Source organism: Streptomyces sp. NPDC056347 (assembly GCF_042262625.1).
Classification (GTDB): Bacteria; Actinomycetota; Actinomycetes; order Streptomycetales; family Streptomycetaceae; genus Streptomyces.
This window is the reverse complement of sequence record NZ_JBHJQP010000048.1, coordinates 20,181-46,114: the sequence shown is the minus strand read 5'-3', so window position 1 is coordinate 46,114 and position 25,934 is coordinate 20,181. Positions and strand designations below refer to the sequence as shown.

The 25,934-nt window shown below is 71.4% G+C and carries 22 protein-coding genes and 1 pseudogene; 13 read left to right on the top strand and 10 right to left on the bottom strand.

Translation table 11 applies throughout. The features are described from left to right. Positions 1-57 precede the first annotated feature (57 nt). Positions 58-495 carry a DUF3052 domain-containing protein gene (locus ACFCV8_RS14030; RefSeq protein ID WP_376685571.1) on the bottom strand — a complete coding sequence of 146 codons (438 nt, stop codon included), beginning with the start codon at positions 493-495 and terminating at the stop codon, positions 58-60. Between the two features lie 461 nt (positions 496-956). On the opposite strand from ACFCV8_RS14030, the gene aceE reads away from it, so the two are divergent. After that, positions 957-3,689: a pyruvate dehydrogenase (acetyl-transferring), homodimeric type gene (gene aceE / locus ACFCV8_RS14025; RefSeq protein WP_376685570.1), complete on the top strand. Its 2,733-nt coding sequence runs from the start codon at positions 957-959 to the stop codon at positions 3,687-3,689. Between the two features lie 74 nt (positions 3,690-3,763). Here the strand turns inward: aceE and ACFCV8_RS14020 are convergent, their stop codons facing one another. Further along, complete coding sequence (locus ACFCV8_RS14020; protein WP_376685569.1) at positions 3,764-4,144, bottom strand: peptidase inhibitor family I36 protein; 381 nt, start codon at positions 4,142-4,144, stop codon at positions 3,764-3,766. A gap of 154 nt (positions 4,145-4,298) precedes the next feature. After that, complete coding sequence (locus ACFCV8_RS14015; RefSeq protein WP_376685568.1) at positions 4,299-5,909, bottom strand: MFS transporter; 1,611 nt, start codon at positions 5,907-5,909, stop codon at positions 4,299-4,301. A gap of 117 nt (positions 5,910-6,026) precedes the next feature. On the opposite strand from ACFCV8_RS14015, the gene ACFCV8_RS14010 reads away from it, so the two are divergent. From ACFCV8_RS14010 to ACFCV8_RS13985, 6 genes are all read left to right on the top strand, one after another. After that, the gene (locus ACFCV8_RS14010) at positions 6,027-6,746 is read left to right on the top strand and encodes a TetR family transcriptional regulator (RefSeq protein WP_376685567.1); all 720 of its coding nucleotides are present in this window, start codon (positions 6,027-6,029) and stop codon (positions 6,744-6,746) included. Positions 6,747-7,078: 332 nt separating this feature from the next. Continuing rightward, positions 7,079-8,290, top strand: coding sequence for an alpha/beta hydrolase (locus tag ACFCV8_RS14005; protein WP_376685566.1), 1,212 nt, complete (start codon positions 7,079-7,081; stop codon positions 8,288-8,290). A gap of 87 nt (positions 8,291-8,377) precedes the next feature. Then, positions 8,378-9,238 carry a DUF4429 domain-containing protein gene (locus ACFCV8_RS14000; RefSeq protein WP_376685565.1) on the top strand — a complete coding sequence of 287 codons (861 nt, stop codon included), beginning with the start codon at positions 8,378-8,380 and terminating at the stop codon, positions 9,236-9,238. Between the two features lie 120 nt (positions 9,239-9,358). Continuing rightward, positions 9,359-10,699, top strand: a complete 1,341-nt coding sequence (locus ACFCV8_RS13995) for a sensor histidine kinase (protein WP_376685564.1) — start codon at positions 9,359-9,361, stop codon at positions 10,697-10,699. Continuing rightward, on the top strand, positions 10,696-11,379 hold the full coding sequence (locus ACFCV8_RS13990; protein ID WP_376685563.1) for a response regulator: 684 nt from the start codon (positions 10,696-10,698) through the stop codon (positions 11,377-11,379). Before ACFCV8_RS13995 ends, ACFCV8_RS13990 begins: the two co-directional genes overlap by 4 nt. A gap of 286 nt (positions 11,380-11,665) precedes the next feature. Further along, positions 11,666-12,709 (top strand): alpha/beta hydrolase, encoded by a 1,044-nt coding sequence (locus ACFCV8_RS13985; protein ID WP_376685562.1) that lies wholly within the window; start codon positions 11,666-11,668, stop codon positions 12,707-12,709. A gap of 10 nt (positions 12,710-12,719) precedes the next feature. Here the strand turns inward: ACFCV8_RS13985 and ACFCV8_RS13980 are convergent, their stop codons facing one another. Both ACFCV8_RS13980 and ACFCV8_RS13975 read right to left on the bottom strand, forming a co-directional pair. Then, a complete protein-coding gene (locus ACFCV8_RS13980; RefSeq protein WP_376685561.1) occupies positions 12,720-13,736 on the bottom strand; it encodes an aldo/keto reductase in 1,017 nt (338 codons plus the stop codon). Beyond that, positions 13,736-14,197, bottom strand: coding sequence for a MerR family transcriptional regulator (locus tag ACFCV8_RS13975; RefSeq protein WP_376685560.1), 462 nt, complete (start codon positions 14,195-14,197; stop codon positions 13,736-13,738). The genes ACFCV8_RS13980 and ACFCV8_RS13975 overlap by 1 nt, the downstream gene beginning before the upstream one ends. 168 nt (positions 14,198-14,365) lie before the next feature. Between ACFCV8_RS13975 and ACFCV8_RS13970 the strand changes: the two genes are divergently transcribed. Together ACFCV8_RS13970 and ACFCV8_RS13965 are read left to right on the top strand one after the other, a co-directional pair. Continuing rightward, complete coding sequence (locus tag ACFCV8_RS13970; RefSeq protein WP_376685559.1) at positions 14,366-15,217, top strand: hypothetical protein; 852 nt, start codon at positions 14,366-14,368, stop codon at positions 15,215-15,217. A 48-nt stretch (positions 15,218-15,265) separates the two neighbouring features. Beyond that, on the top strand, positions 15,266-16,087 hold the full coding sequence (locus ACFCV8_RS13965; protein WP_376685558.1) for a serine hydrolase domain-containing protein: 822 nt from the start codon (positions 15,266-15,268) through the stop codon (positions 16,085-16,087). 15 nt (positions 16,088-16,102) lie between these two features. On the opposite strand, the gene ACFCV8_RS13960 is transcribed toward ACFCV8_RS13965, so the two are convergent. Continuing rightward, on the bottom strand, positions 16,103-16,765 hold the full coding sequence (locus ACFCV8_RS13960) for a TetR family transcriptional regulator (RefSeq protein WP_376685557.1): 663 nt from the start codon (positions 16,763-16,765) through the stop codon (positions 16,103-16,105). Positions 16,766-16,880: 115 nt separating this feature from the next. On the opposite strand from ACFCV8_RS13960, the gene ACFCV8_RS13955 reads away from it, so the two are divergent. Then, positions 16,881-17,759, top strand: coding sequence for an SDR family oxidoreductase (locus ACFCV8_RS13955; protein ID WP_376685556.1), 879 nt, complete (start codon positions 16,881-16,883; stop codon positions 17,757-17,759). A gap of 116 nt (positions 17,760-17,875) precedes the next feature. On the opposite strand, the gene ACFCV8_RS13950 is transcribed toward ACFCV8_RS13955, so the two are convergent. Together ACFCV8_RS13950 and ACFCV8_RS13945 are read right to left on the bottom strand one after the other, a co-directional pair. Beyond that, positions 17,876-18,319, bottom strand: a complete 444-nt coding sequence (locus tag ACFCV8_RS13950) for a nuclear transport factor 2 family protein (protein ID WP_376685555.1) — start codon at positions 18,317-18,319, stop codon at positions 17,876-17,878. Between the two features lie 80 nt (positions 18,320-18,399). Then, positions 18,400-18,837: a VOC family protein gene (locus ACFCV8_RS13945; RefSeq protein WP_376685554.1), complete on the bottom strand. Its 438-nt coding sequence runs from the start codon at positions 18,835-18,837 to the stop codon at positions 18,400-18,402. A gap of 389 nt (positions 18,838-19,226) precedes the next feature. Between ACFCV8_RS13945 and ACFCV8_RS13940 the strand changes: the two genes are divergently transcribed. After that, positions 19,227-19,691, top strand: coding sequence for a hypothetical protein (locus ACFCV8_RS13940; RefSeq protein WP_376685553.1), 465 nt, complete (start codon positions 19,227-19,229; stop codon positions 19,689-19,691). A gap of 133 nt (positions 19,692-19,824) precedes the next feature. Further along, entirely contained in the window at positions 19,825-20,877 is a 1,053-nt protein-coding gene (locus tag ACFCV8_RS13935; RefSeq protein ID WP_376685552.1) for a helix-turn-helix domain-containing protein, read from the top strand. A 323-nt stretch (positions 20,878-21,200) separates the two neighbouring features. Here the strand turns inward: ACFCV8_RS13935 and ACFCV8_RS13930 are convergent. Continuing rightward, positions 21,201-21,957, bottom strand: a pseudogene (locus tag ACFCV8_RS13930) (transposase); the annotation flags it as partial. Between the two features lie 480 nt (positions 21,958-22,437). Between ACFCV8_RS13930 and ACFCV8_RS13925 the strand changes: the two are divergent. After that, entirely contained in the window at positions 22,438-24,126 is a 1,689-nt protein-coding gene (locus tag ACFCV8_RS13925) for a hypothetical protein (RefSeq protein ID WP_376685551.1), read from the top strand. Between the two features lie 29 nt (positions 24,127-24,155). Here ACFCV8_RS13925 and ACFCV8_RS13920 read toward each other — a convergent pair whose 3' ends face one another. Next, a complete protein-coding gene (locus ACFCV8_RS13920; RefSeq protein ID WP_376685550.1) occupies positions 24,156-25,751 on the bottom strand; it encodes an amidohydrolase family protein in 1,596 nt (531 codons plus the stop codon). Between the last annotated feature and the right edge of the window lie 183 nt (positions 25,752-25,934).

The window sequence follows — 25,934 nt, the reverse complement described above, 5'->3', positions numbered from 1 at the left end:
CGACGGCTCATGCGCCGTCGGGGGCCTTCGTGACGAATAACGTGCCGGGAGCGCCGCTCAGCGCTTGGCCCGGGCCGTCTTCGGCGTCGCCAGACGGCTTCCCGTCCAGTCCTTGCCCGCGTTGATGCTCTTGGTCTGGGCGAGGCCGGCCGTCTGGGCGGCCTCGTTGATGTCACTCGGCTCGACGTATCCGTCACGGCCGGTCTTCGGCGTCATCAGCCAGACCGTGCCGCCGTCCTCGATCAGACCAATGGCATCCACCAGCGCGTCCGTAAGGTCGCCGTCCTCGTCACGGAACCACAGCAGAACGACGTCCGCGACGTCGTCGTAGTCCTCGTCGGCGAGTTCCTGGCCGATTGTGGCCTCGATGGCTTCACGGAGATCCTGATCGACGTCGTCGTCGTAGCCGATCTCCTGGACCACCTGTCCGGGCTCGAACCCCAGGCGTGCTGCCAGGCTGGTCCGCTCCTCCGCGTGGTCCGCGGTCGCGCTCACGGGTTGCCTCCTGATCATGTTTCGGAAAATGCTTCGGCCACGCGCGTGCGCGGGGCATTGGCCGTAGTCCACACGGGAGTGGCGGATCGCGCAAGTACCCGGCGTCCGAGACCGCCTAAACGGTGACGTTCCCTGCCACGTCTCCGCACTGTCGGCGGATCCCCTCCGGGGCCCGGCGCTGCCGTCCACACCCTTTACGTCCTTCCACAGCTTATGCCGTTTCGGTCCGCCATTCGGAGTCGAACATCCTTTGGGAACGCTTGGACGGCTTGGGCGTATGGTTGCGCTTTGGGTCGTACCATCCCCTCGCACCGGGCACGGAGCGCCGCAACACGGCGGTTACCCCTCGGTAGAGATGACGTTTGCGTCCTCGCGGTACACGATGGTGACGGCTTACCAGCACGGCCCGTAGTACCAGCAGCACGGCCCCGTAAGACACCACCGAACAGCGAAGGAACAGCGTGGCTTCCGGCTCCGATCGCAACCCGATCATCATTGGCGGCCTGCCGAGCCAGGTCCCGGACTTCGATCCCGAAGAGACCCAGGAATGGCTCGACTCGCTCGACGCCGCAGTCGACGAGCGGGGCCGCGAGCGGGCTCGTTACCTGATGCTCCGGCTCATCGAGCGCGCGCGGGAGAAGCGCGTCGCCGTTCCGGAGATGCGCAGCACGGACTACGTGAACACGATCGCCACGAAGGACGAGCCGTTCTTCCCCGGCGACGAGGAGATCGAGCGCAAGGTCCTCAACGCGACCCGCTGGAACGCGGCCGTGATGGTCTCGCGCGCCCAGCGCCCGGGCATCGGTGTCGGCGGCCACATCGCCACCTTCGCCTCCTCGGCCTCGCTGTACGACGTGGGCTTCAACCACTTCTTCCGGGGCAAGGACGACGGCCTGGGCGGCGACCAGATCTTCTTCCAGGGCCACGCCTCCCCGGGCATCTACGCCCGCGCCTATCTGCTCGACCGGCTCAGCGAGGCGCAGCTCGACGGCTTCCGCCAGGAGAAGTCGAAGGCGCCCAACGGTCTGTCCAGCTATCCGCACCCGCGGCTGATGCCGGACTTCTGGGAGTTCCCGACCGTCTCGATGGGCCTCGGCCCGCTCGGCGCGATCTACCAGGCCCGGATGAACCGCTACATGGCGGCGCGCGGCATCGCCGACACCTCGCAGTCCCACGTGTGGGCGTACCTGGGCGACGGCGAGATGGACGAGCCGGAGTCGCTCGGCCAGCTCTCCCTCGCCGCCCGCGAGGGCCTGGACAACCTGACCTTCGTCGTCAACTGCAACCTCCAGCGGCTCGACGGCCCGGTGCGCGGCAACGGCAAGATCATCCAGGAGCTGGAGTCGCAGTTCCGCGGTGCCGGATGGAATGTCATCAAGCTGGTCTGGGACCGCTCCTGGGACCCGCTGCTCGCGCAGGACCGCACGGGCATCCTGGTCAACAAGCTGAACACCACGCCGGACGGCCAGTTCCAGACCTACGCGACCGAGTCGGGCGCGTACATCCGCGACCACTTCTTCGGGGACGACCCGCGGCTGCGCGAGATGGTCAAGGACATGACCGACGACCAGATCCTGCACCTGGGGCGCGGCGGCCACGACCACAAGAAGGTCTACGCGGCCTACGCGGCGGCCAAGGCCCACAAGGGCCAGCCGACGGTGATCCTGGCGCAGACGGTCAAGGGCTGGACCCTGGGGCCGAACTTCGAGGGCCGCAACGCGACCCACCAGATGAAGAAGCTCACGGTCGAGGACCTGAAGCGGTTCCGCGACCGGCTGCACATCCCGATCGCGGACAAGGAGCTGGAGGACGGCCTTCCGCCGTACTACCACCCGGGCCGCGACTCGGAGGAGATCCAGTACATGCACGACCGCCGCAAGGGCCTGGGCGGTTACGTCCCGACCCGTGTGGTGCGCGCGAAGCCGCTGGCCCTGCCCGGGGACAAGACGTACGCGACCGCGAAGAAGGGCACGGGCCAGCAGTCGATCGCCACCACCATGGCGTTCGTCCGCATCCTGAAGGACCTCATGCGGGACAAGGAGATCGGCAAGCGTTTCGTGCTGATCGCCCCCGACGAGTACCGCACCTTCGGCATGGACGCCTTCTTCCCGAGCGCGAAGATCTACAACCCGCTGGGCCAGCAGTACGAGTCGGTGGACCGCGATCTGCTGCTCACGTACAAGGAGTCGCCGACCGGGCAGATGCTGCACGACGGCATCTCCGAGGCGGGCTGCACGGCGTCGCTGATCGCCGCCGGTTCGGCGTACGCCACGCACGGCGAGCCGCTGATCCCGGTGTACGTCTTCTACTCGATGTTCGGTTTCCAGCGCACCGGTGACCAGTTCTGGCAGATGGCCGACCAGCTCGCGCGTGGCTTCGTGCTGGGTGCGACCGCCGGTCGTACGACGCTGACCGGTGAGGGGCTCCAGCACGCGGACGGCCACTCGCAGCTGCTCGCCTCGACCAACCCGGCCTGTGTCGCCTACGACCCGGCGTTCGGGTACGAGATCGCGCACATCGTCAAGGACGGTCTGCGGCGGATGTACGGGGAGAACAGCGAGGACGTCTTCTACTACCTCACGGTCTACAACGAGCCGATCCAGCACCCGGCCGAGCCCGAGAACGTGGACGTGGAGGGCATCCTCAAGGGTGTCTACCGCTACCGGGCGGCCGACCGGGGCGAGATCCCGGCCCAGATCATGGCGTCCGGTGTGGCGGTCCCGTGGGCCCTCGAGGCGCAGCGGATCCTCGCCGAGGAGTGGAACGTCCGGGCGGACGTCTGGTCGGCGACCTCCTGGAACGAGCTGCGCCGCGAGGCCGTCGAGGTGGAGCGGTACAACCTGCTGCACCCGGAGGAGGAGCAGCGCGTCCCGTACGTGACGCGGAAGCTGTCCGGTTCCGAGGGTCCGTTCGTGGCGGTCTCGGACTGGATGCGTTCGGTGCCGGACCAGATCGCGCGCTGGGTGCCCGGTGCGTACCAGTCGCTGGGTGCGGACGGCTTCGGCTTCGCCGACACGCGTGGCGCGGCCCGCCGGTTCTTCCACATCGACGCGCAGTCGATCGTCCTGGCGGTGCTCACCGAGCTCGCGAAGGAGAACCGGATCGACCGCTCGCTGCTGAAGCAGGCGCTCGACCGGTACGAGCTGCTGGACGTCACGGCGGCGGACCCGGGCGCGGCCGGCGGCGACGCGTAGGGACGTACGTACACAGCTGTGTACGCGGAGGGCGGTGGGGCCGGGTGGTCCCGCCGCCCTCCGGCATGTCCGGCTCAGTTCTCCCAGATCTTGAAGGCCCTGACCTGGTACGGGGAGCGGGGCACCCAGGTGCCGCCGCCCGGGTAGGTGTTGAATTCGCCGGTCTCGGCGCACTCCGCGGACTGGTAGGTGGTGACCGGGCGGCCGGTGCGGTTGGCGAGCGCCTGGATCCGGCTGCCCTTCGGCAGCGGTACGCAGCTGTCGATGTCGGTCGAGGCGAGTTCGTGGGTCCGGCGGGTGCCGGTGAAGTCCGGCGCGTCCCAGAGGCAGAGCTGCCCGGCGGCGCAGTCCCCGAGCCGGGCGGGCGGCGCGGAGTGGGCGGCGCTCTGCGGGAGCAGGGCGGCGGCGGCCAGCGAAGCGGCTGCCAGGACACCGGTGAATGCGGTCTTGCGCATGGAGAACGACCCCCGTGGTCGGTTGCGGATCCGTTGTCCGCACCCTGACCTGCGGCGCGGCGTCCGGGGAAGGGGGCCCGGGGCACACCACCCTGATAGGCGACAGCCCCGCCGGAAGGCTCCGGCGGGGCTGTCGTGCGCGGGGTGTTGACGGTCAGATGTGTCCGGCGCCCGCGCCCGCTTCGGCGTTCTCACCGCGCTTGGTGAAGGTGGCGACCACCGCGGCGAGCACCGCGACACCGCCGGCGACCATGAACGCGGTGCTCATGCCCGACACGAAGGTGTCATGGGCGACGCCCGCGATCTTGCCCGCGATCTCCGGCGGGACGTCCCCGCCGACCGGCGGGATGCCGACCTCGACGGCCGAGGACGCCTGGTCCAGCTGGTCCGGGCCGAGCGGCGGGAGCTGCGCCGCCGTCCAGTTGTCGGCGAGCTTGGAGTCGACCTGGGAGGCCATGACCGCGCCGAGCACCGCCGTGCCGAGGCTGCCGCCGACCTGCATGGCGGACTGCTGGAGGCCGCCCGCGACGCCGGAGAGCTCCAGGGGGGCGTTGCCGACGATGACCTCGGTGGCGCCGACCATCACCGGGGCCAGTCCGAGGCCGAGGAGCCCGAACCAGATGGACATGGTGAGGGTGCCGGTGCCGATCTCCAGCTGGGACATGCCGAACATGGCGGCGGCCGTGCACACCATGCCGCCGACCAGCGGGACGCGCGGGCCGAACTTGGTGATCGCGGCGCCCGCGAGCGGCGAGGCGACGATCATCATGCCGGTCAGCGGAAGCAGGTGCAGGCCGCTGTCGACGGGGCTCAGGCCGTGCACGTTCTGCAAGTAGAAGGTGACGAAGAAGAGCCCGCCCATGAAGGCGAAGGCCATCAGCACCATCAGGACCACACCGGCGGAGAGCGGCACGGACCGGAACATGGAGAGCGGGATCAGCGGTTCGCGGACGTTCTTCTGGGCGAACGCGAAGACCACGAACAGGGCCACGGCCGCACCGAGGAAGCCGAGCGTCCGGTAGTCGCCCCAGCCCCATTCGGAGCCCTTGATGAGCGCCCAGATCAGGCAGAACATCGCCTGCGAGAGGAGCACGATGCCGCCGATGTCGAAGGAGCGCGGCGCGTTCTGGGCGCGGTGGTCCTTGAGGATCAGCAGACCCAGCAGCAGCGCGATCACACCGACCGGCACGTTGATGAAGAAGACGGACTGCCAGCTGACGTGCTCGACGAGCACCCCGCCGAGGATCGGGCCGCCCGCGGTGGAGGCGCCGATCACCATGCCCCAGATACCGATCGCCATGTTCAGCTTCTCGGCCGGGAAGGTGGCGCGCAGCAGGCCGAGCGCGGCGGGCATCAGCAGGGCGCCGAAGAGCCCCTGGAGCACCCGGAACGTGATCACCAGGGCGGCGCTGTGGGACAGCCCGATGGCCCCGGAGGCCGCGGCGAAGCCCACGACGCCTATGAGGAAGGTCTGGCGGTGGCCGAAGCGGTCACCGAGCTTGCCCGCGGTGATCAGGGAGACCGCGAGGGCGAGCATGTAGCCGTTGGTGATCCACTGGACGTCCGCGAGCGAGGCGTTCAGGTCCTGCTGGATGGCGGGGTTGGCGATCGCGACGATCGTGCCGTCGAGCGCGACCATCATCACGCCGATGGCCACGGAGAAGAGCGTCAGCCAGGGGTGGCCGCGCAGCCCCTTGGCAGGTACGGGAGCGGCGGCCTCGCGCGGCTCCCGCGACGCCTTGTCGACGGTGGTCTGACTAGTCATACGAAGGACAGTAGTGACAGTCGCTGACAGTTGACAAACCATTTCACAAGTCGGTAACTGTCACGTAGCTCACAGGTACGCTGAGCTGGATAAAGCAGGAGAAAGAAGGCCACCGAAGTGACCGATGGGCAGCGGGTCGCGCACCCGGCCGGGCTCCCCGGCGGGGAAGCCCCCGGACTGCGCGAGCGGAAGAAGCGGCGCACCCGGGACGCCCTGCTGCACACCGCGCTCGACCTCTTCACCACCCAGGGGTACGACGAGACCACCGTCGACGAGATCGTCGAGGCCGTCGACGTCTCCCAGCGGACCTTCTTCCGCTACTTCGCGGGCAAGGAGGAGGCCGCCTTCGCCCTCCAGTCCATGGTGGAGTCGCACTTCCTCGCGGAGCTGCGCCGGCGCCCCGCCGCGGAGGCCCCGTTCGACGCCCTGCGCCGGGCGGTGCTCACCGTCTGGGACAGGATCGGCGAGACCTTCGAGGAGATCTTCACCGTCGAGCTCCACATGCGGATGTACCGGATGATCGAGTCGACGCCCTCGCTCCTCGCCGCCCATCTGCGGCGGTGCAGCACGCTGGAGAACCAGATCGCGCTGCTGATCGCCGACCGCGAGGGGCTCGACGTGGACGAGGACCCGCGGCCCCGGGTCGCCGTCGCCGCGTTCTGCGGGGTGATGCGGGTGACCGGTCAGCTCTGGGTCCAGGGCCGGGACTGCGACGTGGACTCGCTGCGCGACCTCACCGAGGCGTACCTGGACCGGCTCGGTCCGGCGCTGGCCGGTGACTGGCGGGCGGCGCACGGCCCGGAGGCCGTCGGCTCCGCCGCAACGCGGTCCGCGTAACGCCTCCGCCCTTCGCGCACCGTCCCCGCTCTCCATGTACCGCCTCCCCCGGTCCGCGCAGCGCCTCGCCCCGGTCCGCGCATCGGCGGAACACGCCGTCGCCCCGCTCGCGCCGCCCCTGGTGTGCCGAACGTCTCGGCGCCGGGCATGACCGACGTCACAACACCCCTGCGCCGAGGGCGACATGCGGTGCGCCCGTGGCATCCCGCGCGCCTCAGCGTGCGGATGACGACCACACAGCGTGAGAAGCGCGGGCCGCGATTCCCCGCAGCGGAGTGATGTGTGTCACCCTCTTCACGGCTGCCGTCCCGCGTCTCCTAATGTGGGCCGGAGTGACTTCCTTCGACTCCTCCCCGACGCTCACCGCGTGGCGCGCGCTGCTCGCCGTGGCGGTCGTGTTCGTGATGCTGGCGACCACCGGCTGGACCGCCGTCCGCCATCAACGCTCCGACGAGCCACGTACCGTCGCGCTCGCCGCCTGGGCGCGGGGCCGGGTGGCGGGTCATGCGCTGCCGGACGCCGACGCGCCCTCGTACCGGCTGGCCCGCTTCTTCGCCTCGCTCAACGCCGCGCAGCGCACCGCGCTCGCCGACAAGTACCCCTTGGTCGTGGGCAATCTGAACGGCGCCCCGGTCACCCTGCGCTACCGCGCCAACCGGCTGGCCGTGGCGCAGGCGCGCCGGGTCGAGGAGCGGCGTACGCACGACGCGCGCCTCTCCCCCGACGGCCGCGCCCTGGCCACCCGCCGGATGGAGCGCCTCGATTCGATGCTCGCCCCGGGCCGCCGCTTCCTGGCCTTCGACCCGACCGGCAGGGGCCGCGCCGCCGAGGTCTTCGGCGACCTCGACCGGGCCGACCGGATCTCGGTGGTCGTCCCCGGCGTGGACACCGACCTGCTGACCCTGGAACGGCCCGCGCCCAAGGTGAACGCCGCCCCCGTCGGCATGGCGAAGTCGCTGTACGCGGCGGAGCGCGCCGCCGGTCCCGGTACGCGTACCGCCGTCATCGCCTGGGCCGACTACACCACGCCCGCCGGCATCGGTATGGACGCGGCCCTGGGCAACCTCGCCGCGCGCGGCGCGCTGCGGCTGAACGCGCTGGTGGGCGCGTTGCCCGGGACCGCGCCCGTCTCGCTGTTCTGCCACAGCTACGGCTCGGTGCTGTGCGGGGTCGCCGCGCACGAACTGCCCGCCAGGGTCAGCGACATCGCGGTGGCCGGCAGTCCCGGCATGCGGGTGGAGAACGTCGCGCAGCTGCGGACCGGGGCGCGGGTGTGGGCGATGCGGGACCGCGGCGACTGGATCGAGGACGTACCGAATCTGGAGCTCGGCGGTCTCGGTCACGGCGCCGATCCGGTCGATCCCGGCTTCGGCGCACGGATCGTCTCGGCGGGCGGCGCGATCGGGCACAGTGGCTATTTCGTGCCGGGTACCGAGAGCCTGGACAACTTCGCCGCGATCGGTGTGGGCGCCTACGGATCGGTGAGCTGTGCCGCCTCCGACAGCGGTTGCGGCGAGCCGGTCGCCGGGGACCAGGGAATCTGACGGAACCGGGGGTTCCCGGCGGACCGCCGGAGCCCGGGCGGTTTCGAGGGGGGACATGCGAGGCAAGTGCCGCATACGATGAGGCACATGGGTGATGTGCTGGCCGGAATTCATGCCACCTGGGAGTTCGAGACCGACTCCGTGCTCATCCGCTTCGAACGGGGAATCCGCACTCCCAGGCTCTTCCAGAGTCTGCGGGAGCGACGCGTACCGCATGCGGCGCTGTCGTCGGTGACGCTGACCCCGGGCAAGCGCGGCACGGTGGTCCTGCGTGCCGTGCCCAGACCCGGCGCCGACCCCCTGGTCGAGGCCGCGGCCGGGCAGCTGAAGGACAGCTGCGATCCGTACCGGCTGGTGCTCCCCGGCGACCGGGAGACGCTCGCCGAGTACTACGCGGACGAGCTGCGCGCCCGGCTCGGTCCCGACGCGGCGGAGCCCGCCGACCGCTTCCTGGTGGCCGCGCCCGAGGCACCCCTCCAGTTCAAGGCGTACGACGGCCGTGCCGGGTTCGACGGACAGCGGGTGTCCTTCCGCTGGTTCTGGACGGGCGCCTCGTCGGCGAAGTGGAAGGCCGGGGACCAGACCTTCCCGGTCGCCGAGCTGAGCGGTGTGGAGTGGCGCCAGCCGGAGGGGCTGGACGGGTATCTGCGACTGCTCCCGAGGGGGCGGGAGCCGCTGCGGGCCGATCATGACCCGGCGGCGGTGGTCTTCAGCCTCGGCTACGGGGCGGTGCACGAGTCGTTGCCGTTCGCCGCGGCGGTCCTGGAAGCGGTGCGCAGGAACCATTCGGCGGTGCCGGTGCCCGCCGCCGTCCTGGCGGGCGCGGCCCGCCGCGACCCCGCCGACATCGCGGAGCGCATCCGGCACCTCGGGGAGCTGCACCGGGCCGGGCTGGTGACGGACGACGAGTTCAGCGCCAAGAAGGCCCAGCTGCTCGCCGAGCTGTGACGCCCGTACGAGGCGCGCGCCCGCCCGGCGAGTGATACCCCCGTACGACACGGCCCGGCGGCGAACCGGGACCGGGGTATGACGCGGCCGGGCGGGTCCGCTGCCTAGGCTCGTGCCGCCATGACCTCTTCAGCACCCGCACCCCCGCCGCCCGCCGCCGACGGGCTGGTGAGCGCCGCCCGCCGCAATCTGCGCGGCCTCGCCCACGGCCTCGCCCATCCCTCGCACCCCCCGGTCCCGCCGCTCGCCGGCTCGCGCAAGCGGTGGCGGCGGGTGGTCCCGTACGTGGTCGTGTTCGCGCTCACGGCGCTCTTCCTGCCGGTCACGGTGACCGTGCTGACCAATCAGTACGGGGTGGCCGACTGGCCGGCGGGTCTGCTGGCGGTGGCCCAGGCGGCGCCGCTGCTGATGCTGGCGCACCGCCCGCTGCAGGCGTGGTGGATCGTCCTTCCCGCCGCCGTCCTGGGGTCGCTGGTCCTGCTCGCGCACCCGCGGTCCCCGCAGGAGATCTGGCCGTGGCCGCCGCCCACCCTGTTCTGTCTGCTCTTCGTGCTGCTGGCGGTGGCCCTGCGCGAGACCCGGCGCACCACCGCCGCCGTATGGGCGGTGACCGCGGCGCCCGGCCTGGCCCTGCACCTGTCCGTCCCGGAGCGCAGCAACGGAAGCGCCGGACTGCTCGCGATCTTCGGCGCGATCGTCATGGTGATCGGCGCGGTGGTCCGGGAACGGGGCGTGGCGCAGCGCCGGCTGGCCGAGCAGGAGACCATCAGCGTGGCCGAGCGGGCGCGGCGCACGCTGCTGGAGGAACGCACCCGGATCGCCCGCGAGCTGCACGACGTGGTCGCGCACCACATGTCGGTGATCACGGTCCAGGCGGACTCCGCGCCGTACCGGATCGGCGGGCTGTCCGCGGAGGCCCGCGAGGAGTTCGAGGCCATCGCGGCGAGCGCGCGGGAGTCGCTGACGGAGATGCGGCGGCTGCTGGCGGTGCTGCGCAGTGACGGTTCGGCGGGCGAGCGGGCGCCGCAGCCGGGGCTCGACCGGGTGCAGCAGCTGGTGGAGGCGACGGTACGGGCGGGGCTGCCGGTGGAACTGTCGCTGGCCGCCGGGCTGCCGGACGTGCCGCAGGCGGTGGATCTGTCGGCGTACCGGATCGTGCAGGAGGCGCTGGCCAATGTGATCCGGCACGCGCCGGGGGCACGGACCGGGGTGTCGGTCACGTCGGACGGTACGCATCTGACGGTGCTGGTGGTCAACGACCGTGCGGAGCTGCCCGGTTCGCCGCTGGAGCCGGAGGCGTCCGGGACCGGGCACGGGCTCGTCGGGATGCGCGAGCGCGTACGGTTGACGGGCGGCACGCTGGACACCGGGCCGCTGCCCGGCGGCGGTTTCCGGGTGGCCGCTCGGCTGCCCCTGGCTCCTGCCGCCCCCATCGCCGCTGCTGTTCCGGAGGATTCGTGACCATCCGCGTGATCATCGTCGACGACCAGGCCATGGTGCGGGCGGGGTTCGCGGCGCTGCTCGCCGCGCAGAGCGACATCGACGTGGTCGGGGAGGCGCCGGACGGGCGCCGTGCCGTCGAAGTCAGCCGCGCGACCCTGCCGGACGTGGTCCTGATGGATGTCCGGATGCCCGAGATGGACGGCCTGGCGGCGGCCCGTGAGCTGCTGAACCCGCCGCCCGGGGTGACGCACCGGCCGAGGGTGCTGATGCTCACCACCTTCGACGTGGACGACTACGTGTACGAGGCGCTGCGCGCCGGGGCGTCCGGTTTCCTGCTGAAGGACGCGCCGCCCGCCGACCTGATCGCGGCGGTGCGGGTGGTCGCGGCGGGCGAGGCGCTGCTGGCGCCCTCGGTGACCCGCCGCCTGATCGCGGACTTCGCCCGGCAGGGCCCGTCCGGCGCCACCCGCGGCGGCCAGGCACTGCGGCTGAACGGGCTGACCCCGCGCGAGACGGAGGTGCTGGAGCTGATCGCGCGGGGGCTGTCCAACCAGGAGATCGCGGGGAAGCTGATCCTGGCGGAGCAGACGGTGAAGACGCACATCGGCCGGGTCCTGGCCAAGCTGGACCTGCGCGACCGGGCGCAGGCGGTGATCTTCGCGTACGAGGCGGGGGTGGTGGTCCCGGGCGAGGCCTGAGGCCCTGGGCGTCCCCGAGGTCCCGGGTGCCCCCTGAGGCCCTGGGCGTCCCCGAGGTCCCGGGTGCCCCCTGAGGTCCTGGGCGCCCCCGGTGCGAGGACATCGCACCCGGGTGCCCCCTGAGGTCCTGGGCGCCCCGGGACGCGTACACCCCCTACCCCGGTATCGGTTCGTGATTGGCCCCCGGGTGCGATGTCCTCGCACCGGGGGCCTTTCTACGTTCCTCCCCGTCACGCCGTAGGGCCCGCCGCCACCGGACGGGCCGCAGCAGGGGGAGGGGAACGGGATGCGCCGTTACGCGAGGACTCTGGTCGCGGTCGCGCTGGCCACCACCGTGGTGGCGGGGACGGCCGGCTGGGCGTCCGGGAGCGCACAGCGGGCCCTGACCGGGCCGCCGCCGGGCACCGCGTCCTGGCGGGCGGACCACACCCGGGGCGCGCTGCCGGACCCGGAGCGCGCCACACCGGCCGAAGTGGCCCGGTTCTTCCGGGGGTTGACCCCGTCGCAGCGGCAGGACCTGGCCGTACGCCATCCGCTGGTCGTCGGCAATCTGGACGGCGCCCCGATCGAGCTGCGCTACCGGGCCAACGCCCTTGCCCTGAGGGCGAGTAACGACCCCCGGTACGCGCACCTCGGCGGCGGCCGGGGGCGGCAGATCCTGGCGTTCGACCCGCGTGGGCGCGGCCAGGTCGCCGAGGTCTTCGGGGACCTGCGCACCGCGGGCCGGGTCGCGGTGGTGGTGCCGGGTTCGGACATCGACGCCGGTACCTTCGACCGTACGAGCGATGTGTACGGCACTCCGGCGGGCATGGCGAAGGCCCTGTACGCGCGGACCGGGCCCGGCAGCGCGGTGATCGCCTGGGCCGGGTACACCACGCCCGTGGGCCTCGGCGTCGATGCCGCGACGGGCACGCTCGCCGAGGCCGGGGCGGACCGGCTGACCCGGTTCGCCGACGGGCTGGCCGCCGACGGGGTCCCCGAGCCCGCTGTGTTCTGCCACAGCTACGGCTCGGTGGTCTGCGGGCTCGCCGCCTCCCGGCTGCGCGCCCGGGACCTGGTCGTCCTCGGCTCGCCCGGGATGCGCGCGGACAGTGCCGCCGCGCTGCGCACCCGGGCGAGGGTGTGGGCCGCGAAGGACGCCACGGACTGGATCGACCGGGTGCCGAACGTCCGGGTGGCGGGGCTGGGCCACGGCCCGGACCCGGCCGCCCCGGGGTTCGGGGCGCGCCGCGTCCCGGCCGAGGACGCCCGCGGGCACACCGGCTACTTCGCCCCGGGCACGGACTCGCTCCGCGCCTTCGCCGCGATCACCGAGGGGACGGCGCGGTGAGCCCGGGGGCCTATTCGCGCGCCGTGGCGGTGTTGCTCATGTCCGGGTAGCGGTCGCCCGCCACCTGGCCGGCGATCGGCTCCAGCAGGGCCAGTTCCTCGGCGCTCAGGGTGAGCCGGGTGGCGGCGACGTTCTCCAGCAGCCGGCTGCTCCTACGGGTGCCCGGGATCGGGACCACGGCGAGCTGGTGGACCTGGGCGCGCTGCTGCACCCAGGCGAGCGCCACCTGCGCGGCCGACGCCCCGTGCGCGGCGGCGATCTTGTGGACGGGCTCCAGCAGGGCGGCGTTCTTCCGCGCGTTGTCGCCGGTGAAGCGGGGCTGGTACTTGCGGAAGTCGCCGTCCGACAGCTCCTTGGCCGCGTCGGTGAACGCCCCGGTCAAAAAGCCCCGGCCGAGCGGCGAGTACGGCACGAGCGCCACCCCGAGCTCGGCGGCGGCCGGTACGGCGCTGCGCTCCACGTCCCGGCTGAAGAGCGACCACTCCGACTGGAGCGCCGCGATCGGGTGCACCGCGTGCGCCTCGCGCAGTTCGGCGCCGGTCACCTCGCTCAGCCCGAGATGCTTGACCTTGCCCTGCCGGACCAGCTCGGCCATCGCGCCGACGGACTCGGCGAGCGGGACGGCCGGGTCGCGGCGGTGCATGTAGTAGAGGTCGATGACATCGGTGCCGAGCCGCCGCAGGCTGGCCTCGACGGCCTGGCGGATGTACGCCGGGTCGTTGCGCACGCCCCGGTAGTGCGGGTCGTCATCCCGGCGCTCGACGGCGAACTTCGTGGCGAGGGTGATCTCGTCCCGGTGCGCGCCGACGAACGGGGCGAGGAAGGTCTCGTTGGCGCCGCTGCCGTAGATGTCGGCGGTGTCGAAGAGGGTGACGCCCGCCGTCAGCGCGGTCTCCAGCGTCTCGCGGGCGGACTGCTCGTCGGTGGCTCCGTAGAACTCGCTCATGCCCATGCAGCCGAGCCCCTGCACACCGACCCGCGGGCCGCCGTTGCCGAGCTCCACCGTGGTGATCCTGTCGTCAGTCATCAGGCACAGGGCCTTTCCGGCGCCGTCCGGGCGCTCGCATAGAAGTCGATCTTGTAGTCGAGTACGGCGAGGGTGTCCTGGAGCTCCGCGATCCGCGTCCGTACGTCGCGGCGGGTCGCCTCCAGCAGTTCCTGACGCTGCTCGAAGGTGTGCTCGCCCTCGCGCAGCAGCTCCGCGTACCGGACCATGTCGGCGACCGGCATGCCGGTCATCCGCAGCTTGCCGACGAAGGACAGCCAGTCCAGGTCCCGGTTGGTGAAGCGGCGCTGCCCGGTGTGGGACCGGTCGATGTGCGGCATCAGCCCGATCCGCTCGTACCAGCGCAGGGTGTGCGCGGTGAGCCCGGTGAGGGCCACGACCTCGCTGATGGTGTACCGGTCGTGCCCCTCGGGACGCGGATGCGCCTGCGGGGGCGCCGTGCAGACGTCCACCTTCGGGGAAGTGCTCTCCATCACCGTCATGCCCTCCACGCTAGAACCTTGGAGTGCACTCGAAGCAAGCGCGGGCCGGAGCCGGATTTCCGAGTGCGCCCCGCCCCGGGACCTGGCTACGATCAAGAAAATTCGATACGGGGGACGGCGGGGAACATCATGGCGCGACAATCCGGTCGACGTGAACGTCTCCGCCGCGTGTCCGAGCGGCGCCGGGCCGCCGGACGGCCGGAATCCGGTGGCAACGCGACGCGGACGGCGGTCGCGGCGGCCGTCCTGACCGGTCTCTCCGCCGTCATCGTGAGCCTCATCACCGGCCTGGGGGCGTCGGTCCAGGGATTCGTCACCGACTCGCTGTTCGGTGAGAAGGAACCGGCCGCCGCGTCGGCCCCGCCCCGTCCGGGCTCGTCCGCCCGGGTCAAGGTGGTGGTCATGCCGGCCGGCGAGGGCGGGTTCATGGTGTCGGAGAAGCGCGCCACCAGCGCAAAGGACAAGGCCGTCCTGGCCGGTGAGGCGCCCCCCGAGGCATGGAACCCTCTGCTGCGGAAGCTGGGTGTGGTCAGCCTCACCGCGAACACCTACAAAGTGGCGGTGACCAACGCGTCCTCCTCGCCCGTCACGGTGGTGGACATCGTTCCCGTGGTCACGCGCCGCACCAAGGCGATCGACGCCACGCTGATCACCCCCCTCGGGGGTGCCGAGGAGGAGACGGTCCTCGCCGAACTGGACCTGGACCAGCGCTATCCGCAGCTCACCCGGAACGGAAAGCCCTACTTCAGCTGGGCCTCGCAGGTCCTCCGGCCCGGGAAGGGTTTCGTCATGGTCGTGCAGTCACGGCTGCTGGGCAGGGAGTACGTCGAGTACCACCTGCGCGTGGACTACCTCGACGAACGGGGTGACAAGCACTCCCTCCAGGTCGAGGACCCCGACCCCGCGAGGAAGGTCTTCCGCCTGTCCGGCCGGGTCGGCGACAAGGAGTACACCGACTACTGGGACACCAACGCCGACGGCACCGGTCACCGGCTGTACAGCCGGGAGGAGCGGAAGTAGCCGAGGCGGGGCCGGAGGCCTTCGGACCCGCCCGTTACGCTCATATGCATGCAGAGCCTGGCGATGATCGACAACTGGCCCGTCCCCACCGCGGCCGCGGCCGTCGTACGAGCGGACGGCACGGTCGTCGGTACGCACGGCCCGACCGCGCACCGCTTCCCGCTCGCCTCGGTCACCAAGCCGATCGCGGCCTACGCGGCGCTGGTGGCGTACGAGGAGGGCGCGGTCGAGCTCGACGAGCCGGCCGGGCCGGAGGGCGCGACCGTACGGCATCTGCTGGCGCACACCAGCGGGCTCGCGTTCGACGAGCACCGGGCCATGGCCGCGCCGGGCACCCGGCGGCTCTACTCCAACGCGGGTTTCGAGGTGCTGGGCGACCACATCGCCAAGGCCACCGACATCCCGTTCCCGGAGTACGTGCGCCAGGCCGTGCTGGAACCGCTCGGGATGTCGGCGACCACGCTGGACGGCTCGCCCGCCAAGGACGGTGTCTCGACCGTCGACGACCTCGTCCGCTTCGCCGCCGAGGTGCAGGCCCCGCGCCTGCTCGACCCGCGTACGGTGGCGGCCGCGCAGACCGTCGTCCACCCCGGCCTGAAGGGCGTGCTGCCGGGCTACGGCCACCAGAACCCCAACGACTGGGGCCTCGGCTTCGAGATCCGCGACTCCAAGTCCCCGCACTGGACGGGTGGTTCGTCGTCCCCGGCGACCTTCGGCCACTTCGGGCAGTCCGGCACGTTCCTGTGGATCGACCCGGCGGCGGGCGCGGCATGCGTCGCCCTGAGCGACCGGGCCTTCGGCCCGTGGGCCGTCGAGGCGTGGCCCCCGTTCACGGACGCGGTCCTCGCGGAGCTGCGCACCGGTCACTGAGCGGGGCCCGGGGGATTACGCCCCCTCCTCCGGCCGCGCGGCACCCGCGAGGAGCATGGCCACCAGCCGGGCGAGCCGGGGCGTGAACTCGGCAGCCATGTGGCCGAGGAGCGGGTCCTCGGCGTAGAGGGCGGCCAGGGTCTCCGGCGGGTTCGCGGTCTGCCACTGCTGTGCCGCCATCGCGGTCGTACCGGCGATCACGTCGACCGCCCGCTCACGGGTCGTCGACGGCAGGGCGACGGCCAGCGCGCGGGCGACGCGGTCGACGGCGCCGAGGGCCGTGACCTTGAAGTCGCGGACCTGCTCCCGGGACACGCCGCGTTCCAGCGTGAGCGGGGCGTGGGCGAGCAGGTCGCAGAACAGGGGCCGCTCGGCGAGGGTGGCGGCCAGCGCGGCGGCGGTCTCGCGCGGGCCCATCGGCTCGCGCAGCACCCCCTCGACGGCGGCGGCCCAGTCCTGCCAGCCGTCCGCGGTCAGCAGGAGGAAGACCGCTTCGCGCGATTCGAAGTAGCGCAGTACGGCCGATTTGTGAACCCCGGCCTCGGCGGCGATGTCGGTCAGGGTGACCGCTCGCACGCCGTCGCGCCGCGCGAGCGTGGCAGCCGCTTCCAGGATGTCCTGGCGGCGCTGCTCCTTGTGCTCCGGTCGACGGGCACGCTGGAACGGCGGAGTCGTCATACAGGCACTTTAACGCAACAGGGTTGCGTTGCACTTGCCGCGTTAACGCACCCATGTTTCACTAAATCGCAGGGGGAGTCACGGGACCACCCGCCTCACGGAAGAGAGCCCTGCCATGTCCGCGAAGACCATCGTCATCACCGGTACCGCGAGCGGCTTCGGGTACCTGGGTGTGCGCCGCTTCGCCGAAGCCGGCTGGAACGTCGTCGCCACCGTACGCAAGAAGGCCGACCTGGACAGGCACGCCGGCCTGGACAACGTCCACACGTTCCTGCTGGACGTCGACGACGAGGAAGCCTGCCTGGCCTTCGGTGAACTGGCGCTGTCCCGGTTCGGCCGCCTCGACGCGCTGATCAACAACGCCGGGTACTTCCAGTCCGGCCCGCTGGAAGCCTCGACAATGGACCAGGTCCACCGGCAGTTCCAGACCAACGTCTTCGGCCTGATCGCGCTGAACAAGGCGGTCGTCCCGATCTTCCGCGAGCAGCGCTCGGGCGTCGTCGTCAACGTCAGCTCGATCAGCGCCGACGCCGGATTCCCGTACGCCTCGGTCTACGAGGCGTCCAAGGCCGCCGTCGCCGCGCTGAGCGAGGGGCTGCACGCGGAGCTCGCCGAGTTCGGCGTACAGGTCAAGGCGCTCCACCCCGGCAGCATGGAGACCGGGATCTTCGGCAAGGCGGACCGCGCCGAGAACGTCCCGGAGGACTACCTCGCTTCCTGGGACGCCTTCACCTCCCTGAACCTCGTACGCTCCGACCCGGCGCTCACCGCCGAGGTGATGTACCGGATGGTCACCGACGGCGACACCAGGAAGGTCCACTACTACAGCGGCCCCGACGCCGAAGCGATCCCGCGGGTCAAGCAACTCCTGGGCCAGGACTGGTACTTCGAGGAGCTGAGCGCCCGAAACCGCGGCGCGGCAACGCCCCTGTGGAACGCCCTGATGCCCAGCCCCGGCAGCGGCAGCGGCGGCAGCAGCAGCACGTCCGGGTAGCGGCGCCTCCGGGCGGGGCGGCGCCCGGACCGCCCCGCCGCGCTCCTCGCAACGAGCCCGGAAGACCGCGGAGGGACGCGCGCCCCGGCCCATGCAGGCCGCCCGGACCCTGCCCCTCAGCCCTTCTCGGGCTCGAACGCCCGGGTGACGGCCAGGCTGTCCTCGTAGACGTGGTGCCGGGTGACGAGGCCGTCCTCGACGGTGAGGTGCAGGGCGAACCGCGCGCGATACGCACGGCCGGTGGCCCGGGCGGTCTGCCGGATCTCGCCGAGCACGACCGCGTCCGTTCCGTCGACGAGGATGCGCTCGATCTCGGTCGCCACGTGCTCCGGCAGGTGGTGCTCGGCGATCTCACGGTAGTGGGCGGCCGCGTCGGCGCGGGTGGAGCGGTGCCTGATCCACGGCGTGGCGGCGCAACCGTGCCCGGACTCCGGCCAGTCGAACTTCCAGTCGCACGGCTCGGCGTACAACTCGGCGATGCGCCCGGGGTCGCCCTCGCCGATCCTGCGCAGCAACTCCTCAATCACAGCACGCGTGTTCGTGGGTATGGCTGTCGACATGTTCGGCCCCTCCGTCATGCTCCCGCGCCCTCCGGCGCGGCGAGGTCACCGATCCTGTCAGCACGGGCGCCCCGGGGCGATTACCCATGAGGTAAGAGGCCGGCCCGGTGAAGGCGGGGGGTGCCTCTATGTCTTTCGTCAAGCGAGGCAAAGTGTTCTGGGTTCGTAGAAGGTTCCGTCGCGGAGTTGACGGCCGGTGCTGTCCACTCGAGGAACTGGATGATCACGCCGTTGGGGTCGGTGATCTGGAAGAGGCGTTCGCCCCAGGGTTCCTCGCGCAGCGGCATGGTGATGTCCACACCCGCGGCGTGCAGGCGCTTCTCCTGGTCCTGGATGCCGGTGGTGGTGAAGGCGAGGATCGGGCCGGAGGCGCGCTGGTTGCGGTCGCCCGCCTCGCATTTTTTGATCCTGCCGATCGCGGGGTCGGTGAGCAGATGGACCGCGGCCTCGGCCAGTGCGGCGGCCAGTCGGACACCGAGCGGGCCGGACCGGCGGGAGGTGACCGTGGTGCCATTCAACCGAGTTCGGGTACAGGCGGCGCCGCGCGGCTGGGCCTCCTCCGACACCGGCGACACCACCTTTTCGATCATCATCGACTGGGGGACCGAGTCATACCGGGGCCGAAGGCCGGGAGCCCTGTTTCAGGGCCACGAAGACGGTAACGGGGGGGCGCGTTCAGCAGCGCCCGGACATCGGCTCGGTGGCCGCTCCTGACCGAGCGCAGAGCGTTCAGAAATCCCGCGCCCATTGTTCAGTCCGGCGAGCTGATCTTTCCTACATTCGGTGCTGCGTCCGATCAACGTTCGGTGGCCGCGTCAGAACCGACGACCACAGAGAACCGCGCTCGGGCCGTATGTGCTGAGACACGGGCCAGCCCGGCCCGCGCTGTCAAGTAATGGGAGAAACCATGGTGTTCACTTCTCTGAAGCGGATGAGCAAGGCGCTTGGCATGGTCGGCGCGGCCGCCGGTCTTACTCTGGGCGTTGCCGCACCGGCCAGCGCCGACAGCACTGTCACCTGGCAGCACGATGTGTCCAAGCTGTGCCTGGGCTGGAACCTGGACAACAACGACGCCAAGATGTGGGGGTGCTCGAGTTACGGAACGGCCTGGTACGAGTCCAGCAACAGCGACGGCTCGTGGCTCATGAAGCGCAACGATGACCGTGGGTACTGTCTGACGGCCTACTGGGACAACGACGTCTACATGGAGCCGTGCACGGGCAACGACTACCAGCGCTGGTACGAAATTCAGACGTCGGCCGGCTGGAAGCTCAAGCACAAGGCGACCGGGCGGTTCCTGGACGCCAACGACAGCGGCAGCAGCGTCTACCTCCACGACGAGAACAACGGCCGCTACCAGCTCTGGCACTGACACCACTGAAGCGAGACCGCTCGGCGCGCGCGGTAGCGCGATCTTGCTCAGCCCGTCAGACTGCACACGGCCGGAGGCTGAGCCCCCGGTGACGGACGGCAATCACGGGGGAGCGTCGACGGTGTGGCAGGGGATGACGACGGCACGAGTGCCGTCTCAGGACAGGCTCGAGTGGTTCGCGGAGATGGTGTCCCATGTGCTGATGCCGACGGTTTTCCACGCACATGACACGGGCGGGTTCTACGCCTCGGGCGGGCTGCTCGACGTCGGCGCCGCCCAGCTGGCGAAGTTCACTTACGCCCCGCTGCGTTCGCGGCGGACCGAGGCGTTGATCCGCAAAGGGGATCCGGAACAGTACCAGCTCGGGTTGGTGACGGGCGGCTCCGCCTGGTTCGCGCAGCAGGGGCGGGAGGCGGAGCTGAGCGCCGGGGACATGGCGCTGTGGGACACCTCCCGCCCGTACGAGTCCGGCTCGGGGACGGACGGCCGCGGTGTTGAGGTGTTCATCCTGCAGATCCCCAAGGCTCGGATGCCCTTGCCTTCGCAGCAGGTCGACCGTCTCCTCGGGCGGTGCGTTCGCGGAGGCACGGGTATGGCTGCGATCCTGGCCGGGTTCCTGGTGGAGCTCGCCAGGAAGGGCCCTGACTGTTCGCCCCACGAGCTGGGCGGGCTGGGGGAGATGGCTGTGGGCCTGGCCGCCTCGTGTCTGGCTGGACAGCTCGGCTCCACGGTGCAGCAGCCCGCTGAGCTAAGGGCCCACACCCTGCTTCGCCGCATCAACGCCTTCATCGAACTCCATCTCGGAGAGCCTGACCTGACGCCGCGTGTGATCGCCGACCGTCACCACCTCTCCCTGCGGAGCCTGCACGCCCTCTTCCACGACGAACCCGAAGGCGTCGCCGCGACGATTCGCCGGCGTCGGCTCGAACGCTGCCGCGCCGATCTCGCCAGCCCCGATCTGCGACGGCAACCCATTCAGGCCATCGCCGTCCGCTGGGGCTTCTCCAGCGCGACAGCCTTTAGCCGCACGTTTCGCACCGCGTACGGAAGCACCCCCCGCGACTACCGGGCCGACGCCCTGAAACACGCCGATGACCCGGTCGGGAGCAGGTATCCGACCAGCACGACGGGCAGGGAGGGTGTGGGTTGGGTGGGCGGTGTCCTAGCCGGAGTCCATAGGCCCTAACCGCGTGACAGACCACCACGCTATGCGTCGAGCGCAGCGAGTGCGACCGAGGCCAGGCAGCGGGCCGCCTCGCGCAGTCGCGCCTGAGCCTCTTGTGCCCGGCCCAGCCGGTTGGCTGCGCCCGCGGCGTAGCCGAGGGGCCCAGCCTTCCTGAAGCCCGTCCCCGCAGTCGCGGGTCGCCGCGAGCGCGGCGTCGGCGGTCGTCAGGGCGGCGTGGGGATCGGCGACGCTGAGGTTGTAGGCCCAGGCGAGGTGGTTGAGGTGGACCGACTCCTCCCGCCTGCTGCCCAGCGAGCGGGCGGAGTCGGCGGAGAGCTGGAACACCTGGGTTCGTAGAAGGTTCCGTCGCGGAGCATGGCGAACAGGACGCTGATGCGGTGCCGGGCCAGGCGGAGCAGAGCCTGTGTGTGGGTTTTGCCGTGGGCCCGGCATTTGTCGTAGTAGGTGCGGGAGGCGGGGTCGTGCAGGGCGGCGAACGCGGACAGGAACATCGCGCGTTTGAGCTGCCGGTTTCCGCCCCGTGGTGCGTGTTCGCCGTGGATCGAGGTCCCCGAGGACTTTGTCGTCGGGGCGAGGCCGGCGTAGGAGGCGAGGTGGGAGCAGGCCCCGTATCCGGTTGGAGGTCCGGGTGGCCTCGGCGGCGAGGTCCTGGTCGAAGCCCACGAGAACGGTCAGTTCGGCGGTGATCGCGTCGGTCAGCTCCAGGGAGCGCAGGGTGTGCGGCATCGTTCGGGCTGCGTCCGCGATCACGGCCGCGTCCTTCGCGTCGGTCTTCGCCTCGCCAGGGTAGAGGTCGGCGATCCGGCGCATGGCGAGGCCGGGCAGGTAGGCGACTTGGCAACCCGTGGCGCGGGCGACGGCCAGCGGCAGGGCGCCGATGGATGCGGGCTGGTCCACGACGACGAGGACGGTGCCGAACTTGGCAGCCAGTTTCTCCAAGACGGCCCGCAGTTTCGGCTCGCTGTTGGGCAGCGGTTTGTCGAAGACCTTCTTGCCGGCCGGGGTGAGCCCGTGGCCGTGATGTGTGCTCTTGCCGACGTCCAGGCCGAGGAAGACGCCCACGCTGCTGGTGTCGATCACCGTGCCCCCACTTGCTCGTAACGGTGCTGGCCTGGGCGCCGGGGCCGTTCTCGCACATCCACGTTATGCAGACCTGCCGCCCGTGAACGACCGGGCATTGCGCCCGGCCGAGCGGTGGTCGGACCTCTCATCAGCGTCTCCGACGGCACCCCTCGGGCTCGGTGACACCACCCCCCAGGTCATCCGTTCGGCAGGGGGCAAAAGTCATGCCGGGCCCGGAGGCCAGCGGCCCTCTTGCAGGACCGCGAAAAACAGGGGCTCACCCGCGCGTCCATCCGTCCCGGCAGAGGGCCGACAACCCCGTGAACAGGTCCCCGGTACATGGCATTTCGCGGCATGGCGCAGTAATGGTCACGTCGTGACGGCGTTACGGACACGACTCGGCGGCCCCGCCCCGCCAAGGGCGTGACGCACGGGCGATCATGGCGGACACGTGCAGGTTCTATAGGGGAGGCACACGTGTTCGGCAAGGTAGCGCGCATGGTCCAGCATCTGGAGGCGACAGGGGTCGGGCTGCCTCCGGACCACGCGGTCGTGGTCGACGCACCGGACGCGCACGCCGTCGACGCCCTGTCCGCCGCCCGCCGGGGCGCGTACGCGCCGGCCCGCGCGCTCCTCGCCGCCACGCGCGAGAAGGCCGACTGGACGCTGCGGGACGAGTCCGTGCGTGCCCTCGCCGAGATCGCCGTGGACGACGCGGCATGGCTGGACGCCTGGCTGGCCGGGTCGCCGGACGACCCCGACGCCCTCGTCGTCGAGGCGTTCCGGCGGATCGCCGAGGCGTGGAAGGTCCGCACGGGCGCGTCCGCGAAGGACGTGGCCGCGGATCAGTTCCGCGCCTTCCACTCGCTGCTGAACGACGCGCTGCCGGTCATCGAAGCGGCCGTCGCGGCCGGCCCCGGCGACCCGGTCCCGTGGTCCGCGGTCCTGGCGCACTGCACGGGTGCCGGGGCGCCGCGCGAAGTCTTCGACGACTGCCTGAGCCAGGCGCTCGCCTGCGGGCCCCACCACCTGCCCACCCACTTCCGGGCCGTGCAGTTCCTCTCCGCCAAGTGGTACGGCAGCCACGAGGAGATGCTCGACCACGCGGCCCGCGCCGCCGCCGACGCCCCGCGGGACTCCCCCCTCCGCGCGCTGGAGGTCGTGGCGCTGACGGAGGTCGGCCTCGAGACGGGGAGACGGGGCGGACGCCCGCGCAGGAACGACGGCCCGGCGACCCCCGGCGCCGACCGGACCGACGAGATCATCGCCACGGCGCAGGCGTACTCCGTGTCGCGCCCGCCCGAGGACCGTGCTGCCCGCCTGGTTCGCAACCACCTGGTGTGGGCGCTGAACGGCCGGGAACGCTGGGCCGAGTCGCTGGACGTCTACCGCTCCATCGGGCGGTACGCCACCGGGTCGCCGTGGGAGTACCTGGGGGCTCCCCTGGAGGTGTTCCTGCACTTCCGGGACCACGCCCGGTCCCGGCTCGCCTCCTCCGTCCCCCGCAACGGCACCGTCCCCGCCCCCGCGGTGCCGCTGCCGGAGTCCGCGCGGCCGCAGGCGGCACTGGAGATCGCGTACGTGCCCCTCTCGCCGCAGCGCACCTCGCAGGAGCTGCTGCTGACCGCGGCCACCGTCCGGCTCGCTCCGGCCGGGCGGTGGACGCTGGTGGAGACGGCCCCCTCGCTGGAGACACCGGGCAAGCGCGGACGCCGCGCGACGCTGCTGCGCCTCGACGGGCTGGTGAGGATCGCGGAATCCGCGTTCGACTCCCCCCGGCTGACCACCCTGGTCGCCCACGCCGAGGGGAGCGACTCCCGGGCCCTCACCGTCGTCGGCAAGGGCAGGACGGTCGCCCGGCACCGATGGGCGGGGCCCGGGGAGACGCCGTCGCAGGAGACCGCGCAACAGCACGCGGAGCTGCTCGTCGCGGCGGCCGGCAGCGGCGACGCCCGCGAGGTGGCGCGGCTGCTGCGCGACCCGGGCGAACCGTCGGAGCTCCTGGTCCGCACCCTCGCCGCGCTGGGCCTTCCGCCGCTCCCGGCCGGTTTCGGCGAACGCCCGGAGGTCCTGGCCGACGCCCGGAAGGCCACCGTCCACCGGGCCCGCTCGCTGTGGCAGGGCATGAAGGACTTCATGAACGACGACAACGACCCGAACCCGCCGCTGCAACTCGACGTCCGGTAGCCGACGGTCGCTGACGCGATGCGTGCGGCTCAGCTCGTTTCGAGGCCCTCGGCCGCACCGGCACCCGGCACCGCGGGCCGGGTGGTGGCCCGGGCCCGACGGATCGGCCTGCCCGGGCGCTGCTCCAGGAGCTCCTTGCCGTCCCGGATGACGGGGGTGCCGTTCACGAGGACGTGCCGGAAGCCGGTGGAGTGCTGCGCGGGCTCGGTGAACGTCGCGTTGTCCTGCACGGTGGCGAGATCGAACACCACGATGTCCGCGTCCGCACCGACCTGGAGCCGGCCCTTGCCGCGCATCTGCGGCACCGACTCCTCCAGGATCTGCGCCGGGATGAGGCTCGTCCTGCGGATCGCCTCGACCAGCGACACCTTGGGCTCCTCCCCGGGGCCCCCGCGCGCCCAGCGGGAGAGGAAGCGGGAGAAGCAACCGGCCGAACGCGGGTGGGCGAAGGCGTCCGCGGGCAGCGGCCAGACATCGCCCTCGACCAGGGTTCCGTCCTTGTTCACCCACGGCATCGCGTCGGAGGCGATCGCGGCCCCGGGGTACAGCACGGAGAGGTCGAGCAGCTCGGCGTCCTCGGGCTTGTCGTCGGGGTGCAGGAAGTGCATGTTGACGACGGTGCCGGGCGCGTTCTTCTGCAGTTCGTCGATCTTCTCCTGGGTCATCGGTTCGCCGTTGAGCTCCATCACCGAGGCGTCCTCCGCCCCCCAGCGTGCGAGCCAGTCACCCCGGAAGACCTCCGCACCCACGGTGCTGGAGCACCCGCCGTAGGGGTACGACTCGACGGTGACCGGCACGCCGTTCTTCTGAGCTTCGGCGATGAGTTCCACGCAGGCCTTGACGTCCCGGCCAGCGTTGGCGTTGAGGTGGCAGACGTGCATGTGCGCGCCGGTCGCCGCGGCGAGGGAGATGAGTTCGCCGAGTGCCTCGAAGCCGCTTTCCGGCTCCTGGACGGAGAGGTAGCGCACGTGCGTGAAGGTCGGCACCTTGTGCTTCGCGGCGAGTTTGGCGAGCGCGTGGTACTCCTTGCGCCCGTAGCCCGGCGCGTAGCCGCCGTTGATGCCGATGCCCAGGCCGCCGTCCAGCAGTCCCTTCTCGACGCGGGCGATGATGCGCTCGACCTCGCCGTCGTCGGCCAGGCTGTTCTGCCAGCCGTCGCGCGAGAACGCCTCCTGGAACCACACCAGATCGGCCTTGGGCTCCCGGCCCTCCTTCTCCGCGATGCGGGCGTACGTCCACGCGACGGAGGCGCCGTAGTTGATCGGGCGGCCCTCGGCGGCGACGTTGTCGTAGAACTCCCCGATCGGCAGAAGTCCCGATTCCAGTTCGAGCGCGGTGGTCACCCCGTCGAACGCCTGCATCCACGCGGCGGGCAGCTGCTGGCCGTGCGAGTGGAGGTCGACAAAACCGGGGGCGACGACCAGGCCCTGCGCGTCGATCACTGTCGAGCCCTCCAGCGGCTCGCGCGAGATCGCCGCGACCTGGTGCCCCGTGATCCCCACGTTGAGGACCTCGTCGATGTTCCTCTCGGGGTCCACCACACGTCCCCCGACGAGGACGATGTCGTACGGTCCGGGCTTGTTCTGCTGCGTTCGGCCCGCTTGCGGATTGTCAGTCATCGCCATGCCCCTGGTCTCCGTAGTGATCGTTTCCGCGCGAAGCCTGACATCTCATCAGCTCGCAGGGACTCGTCCCGGGACGGGTTCAAACGATGGGCTTAACTCGGGGCTCCCGGCGCTGACTTACCGTCGTCTCGCGATCTCGTCCTCAGCCGGCGACGGCGGGGTCCATGCCCGGTGGACGGGGCT

Excerpts from the sequence above, each read along its gene's own strand:
- ACFCV8_RS13950 (WP_376685555.1), bottom strand. The coding sequence starts at position 18,319 with ATGTCGACAGCCATACCCACGAACACGCGTGCTGTGATTGAGGAGTTG.
- ACFCV8_RS14000 (WP_376685565.1), top strand. The coding sequence starts at position 8,378 with ATGGGTGATGTGCTGGCCGGAATTCATGCCACCTGGGAGTTCGAGACC.
- ACFCV8_RS13935 (WP_376685552.1), top strand. The coding sequence starts at position 19,825 with ATGACGACGGCACGAGTGCCGTCTCAGGACAGGCTCGAGTGGTTCGCG.
- ACFCV8_RS13940 (WP_376685553.1), top strand. The coding sequence starts at position 19,227 with ATGGTGTTCACTTCTCTGAAGCGGATGAGCAAGGCGCTTGGCATGGTC.
- ACFCV8_RS13995 (WP_376685564.1), top strand. The coding sequence starts at position 9,359 with ATGACCTCTTCAGCACCCGCACCCCCGCCGCCCGCCGCCGACGGGCTG.
- ACFCV8_RS14020 (WP_376685569.1), bottom strand. The coding sequence starts at position 4,144 with ATGCGCAAGACCGCATTCACCGGTGTCCTGGCAGCCGCTTCGCTGGCC.
- ACFCV8_RS13960 (WP_376685557.1), bottom strand. The coding sequence starts at position 16,765 with ATGACGACTCCGCCGTTCCAGCGTGCCCGTCGACCGGAGCACAAGGAG.
- ACFCV8_RS13955 (WP_376685556.1), top strand. The coding sequence starts at position 16,881 with ATGTCCGCGAAGACCATCGTCATCACCGGTACCGCGAGCGGCTTCGGG.
- ACFCV8_RS13920 (WP_376685550.1), bottom strand. The coding sequence starts at position 25,751 with ATGGCGATGACTGACAATCCGCAAGCGGGCCGAACGCAGCAGAACAAG.
- ACFCV8_RS13925 (WP_376685551.1), top strand. The coding sequence starts at position 22,438 with ATGGTCCAGCATCTGGAGGCGACAGGGGTCGGGCTGCCTCCGGACCAC.
- ACFCV8_RS13975 (WP_376685560.1), bottom strand. The coding sequence starts at position 14,197 with ATGACGGTGATGGAGAGCACTTCCCCGAAGGTGGACGTCTGCACGGCG.
- ACFCV8_RS13985 (WP_376685562.1), top strand. The coding sequence starts at position 11,666 with ATGCGCCGTTACGCGAGGACTCTGGTCGCGGTCGCGCTGGCCACCACC.
- ACFCV8_RS13965 (WP_376685558.1), top strand. The coding sequence starts at position 15,266 with ATGCAGAGCCTGGCGATGATCGACAACTGGCCCGTCCCCACCGCGGCC.
- ACFCV8_RS14015 (WP_376685568.1), bottom strand. The coding sequence starts at position 5,909 with ATGACTAGTCAGACCACCGTCGACAAGGCGTCGCGGGAGCCGCGCGAG.
- ACFCV8_RS13980 (WP_376685561.1), bottom strand. The coding sequence starts at position 13,736 with ATGACTGACGACAGGATCACCACGGTGGAGCTCGGCAACGGCGGCCCG.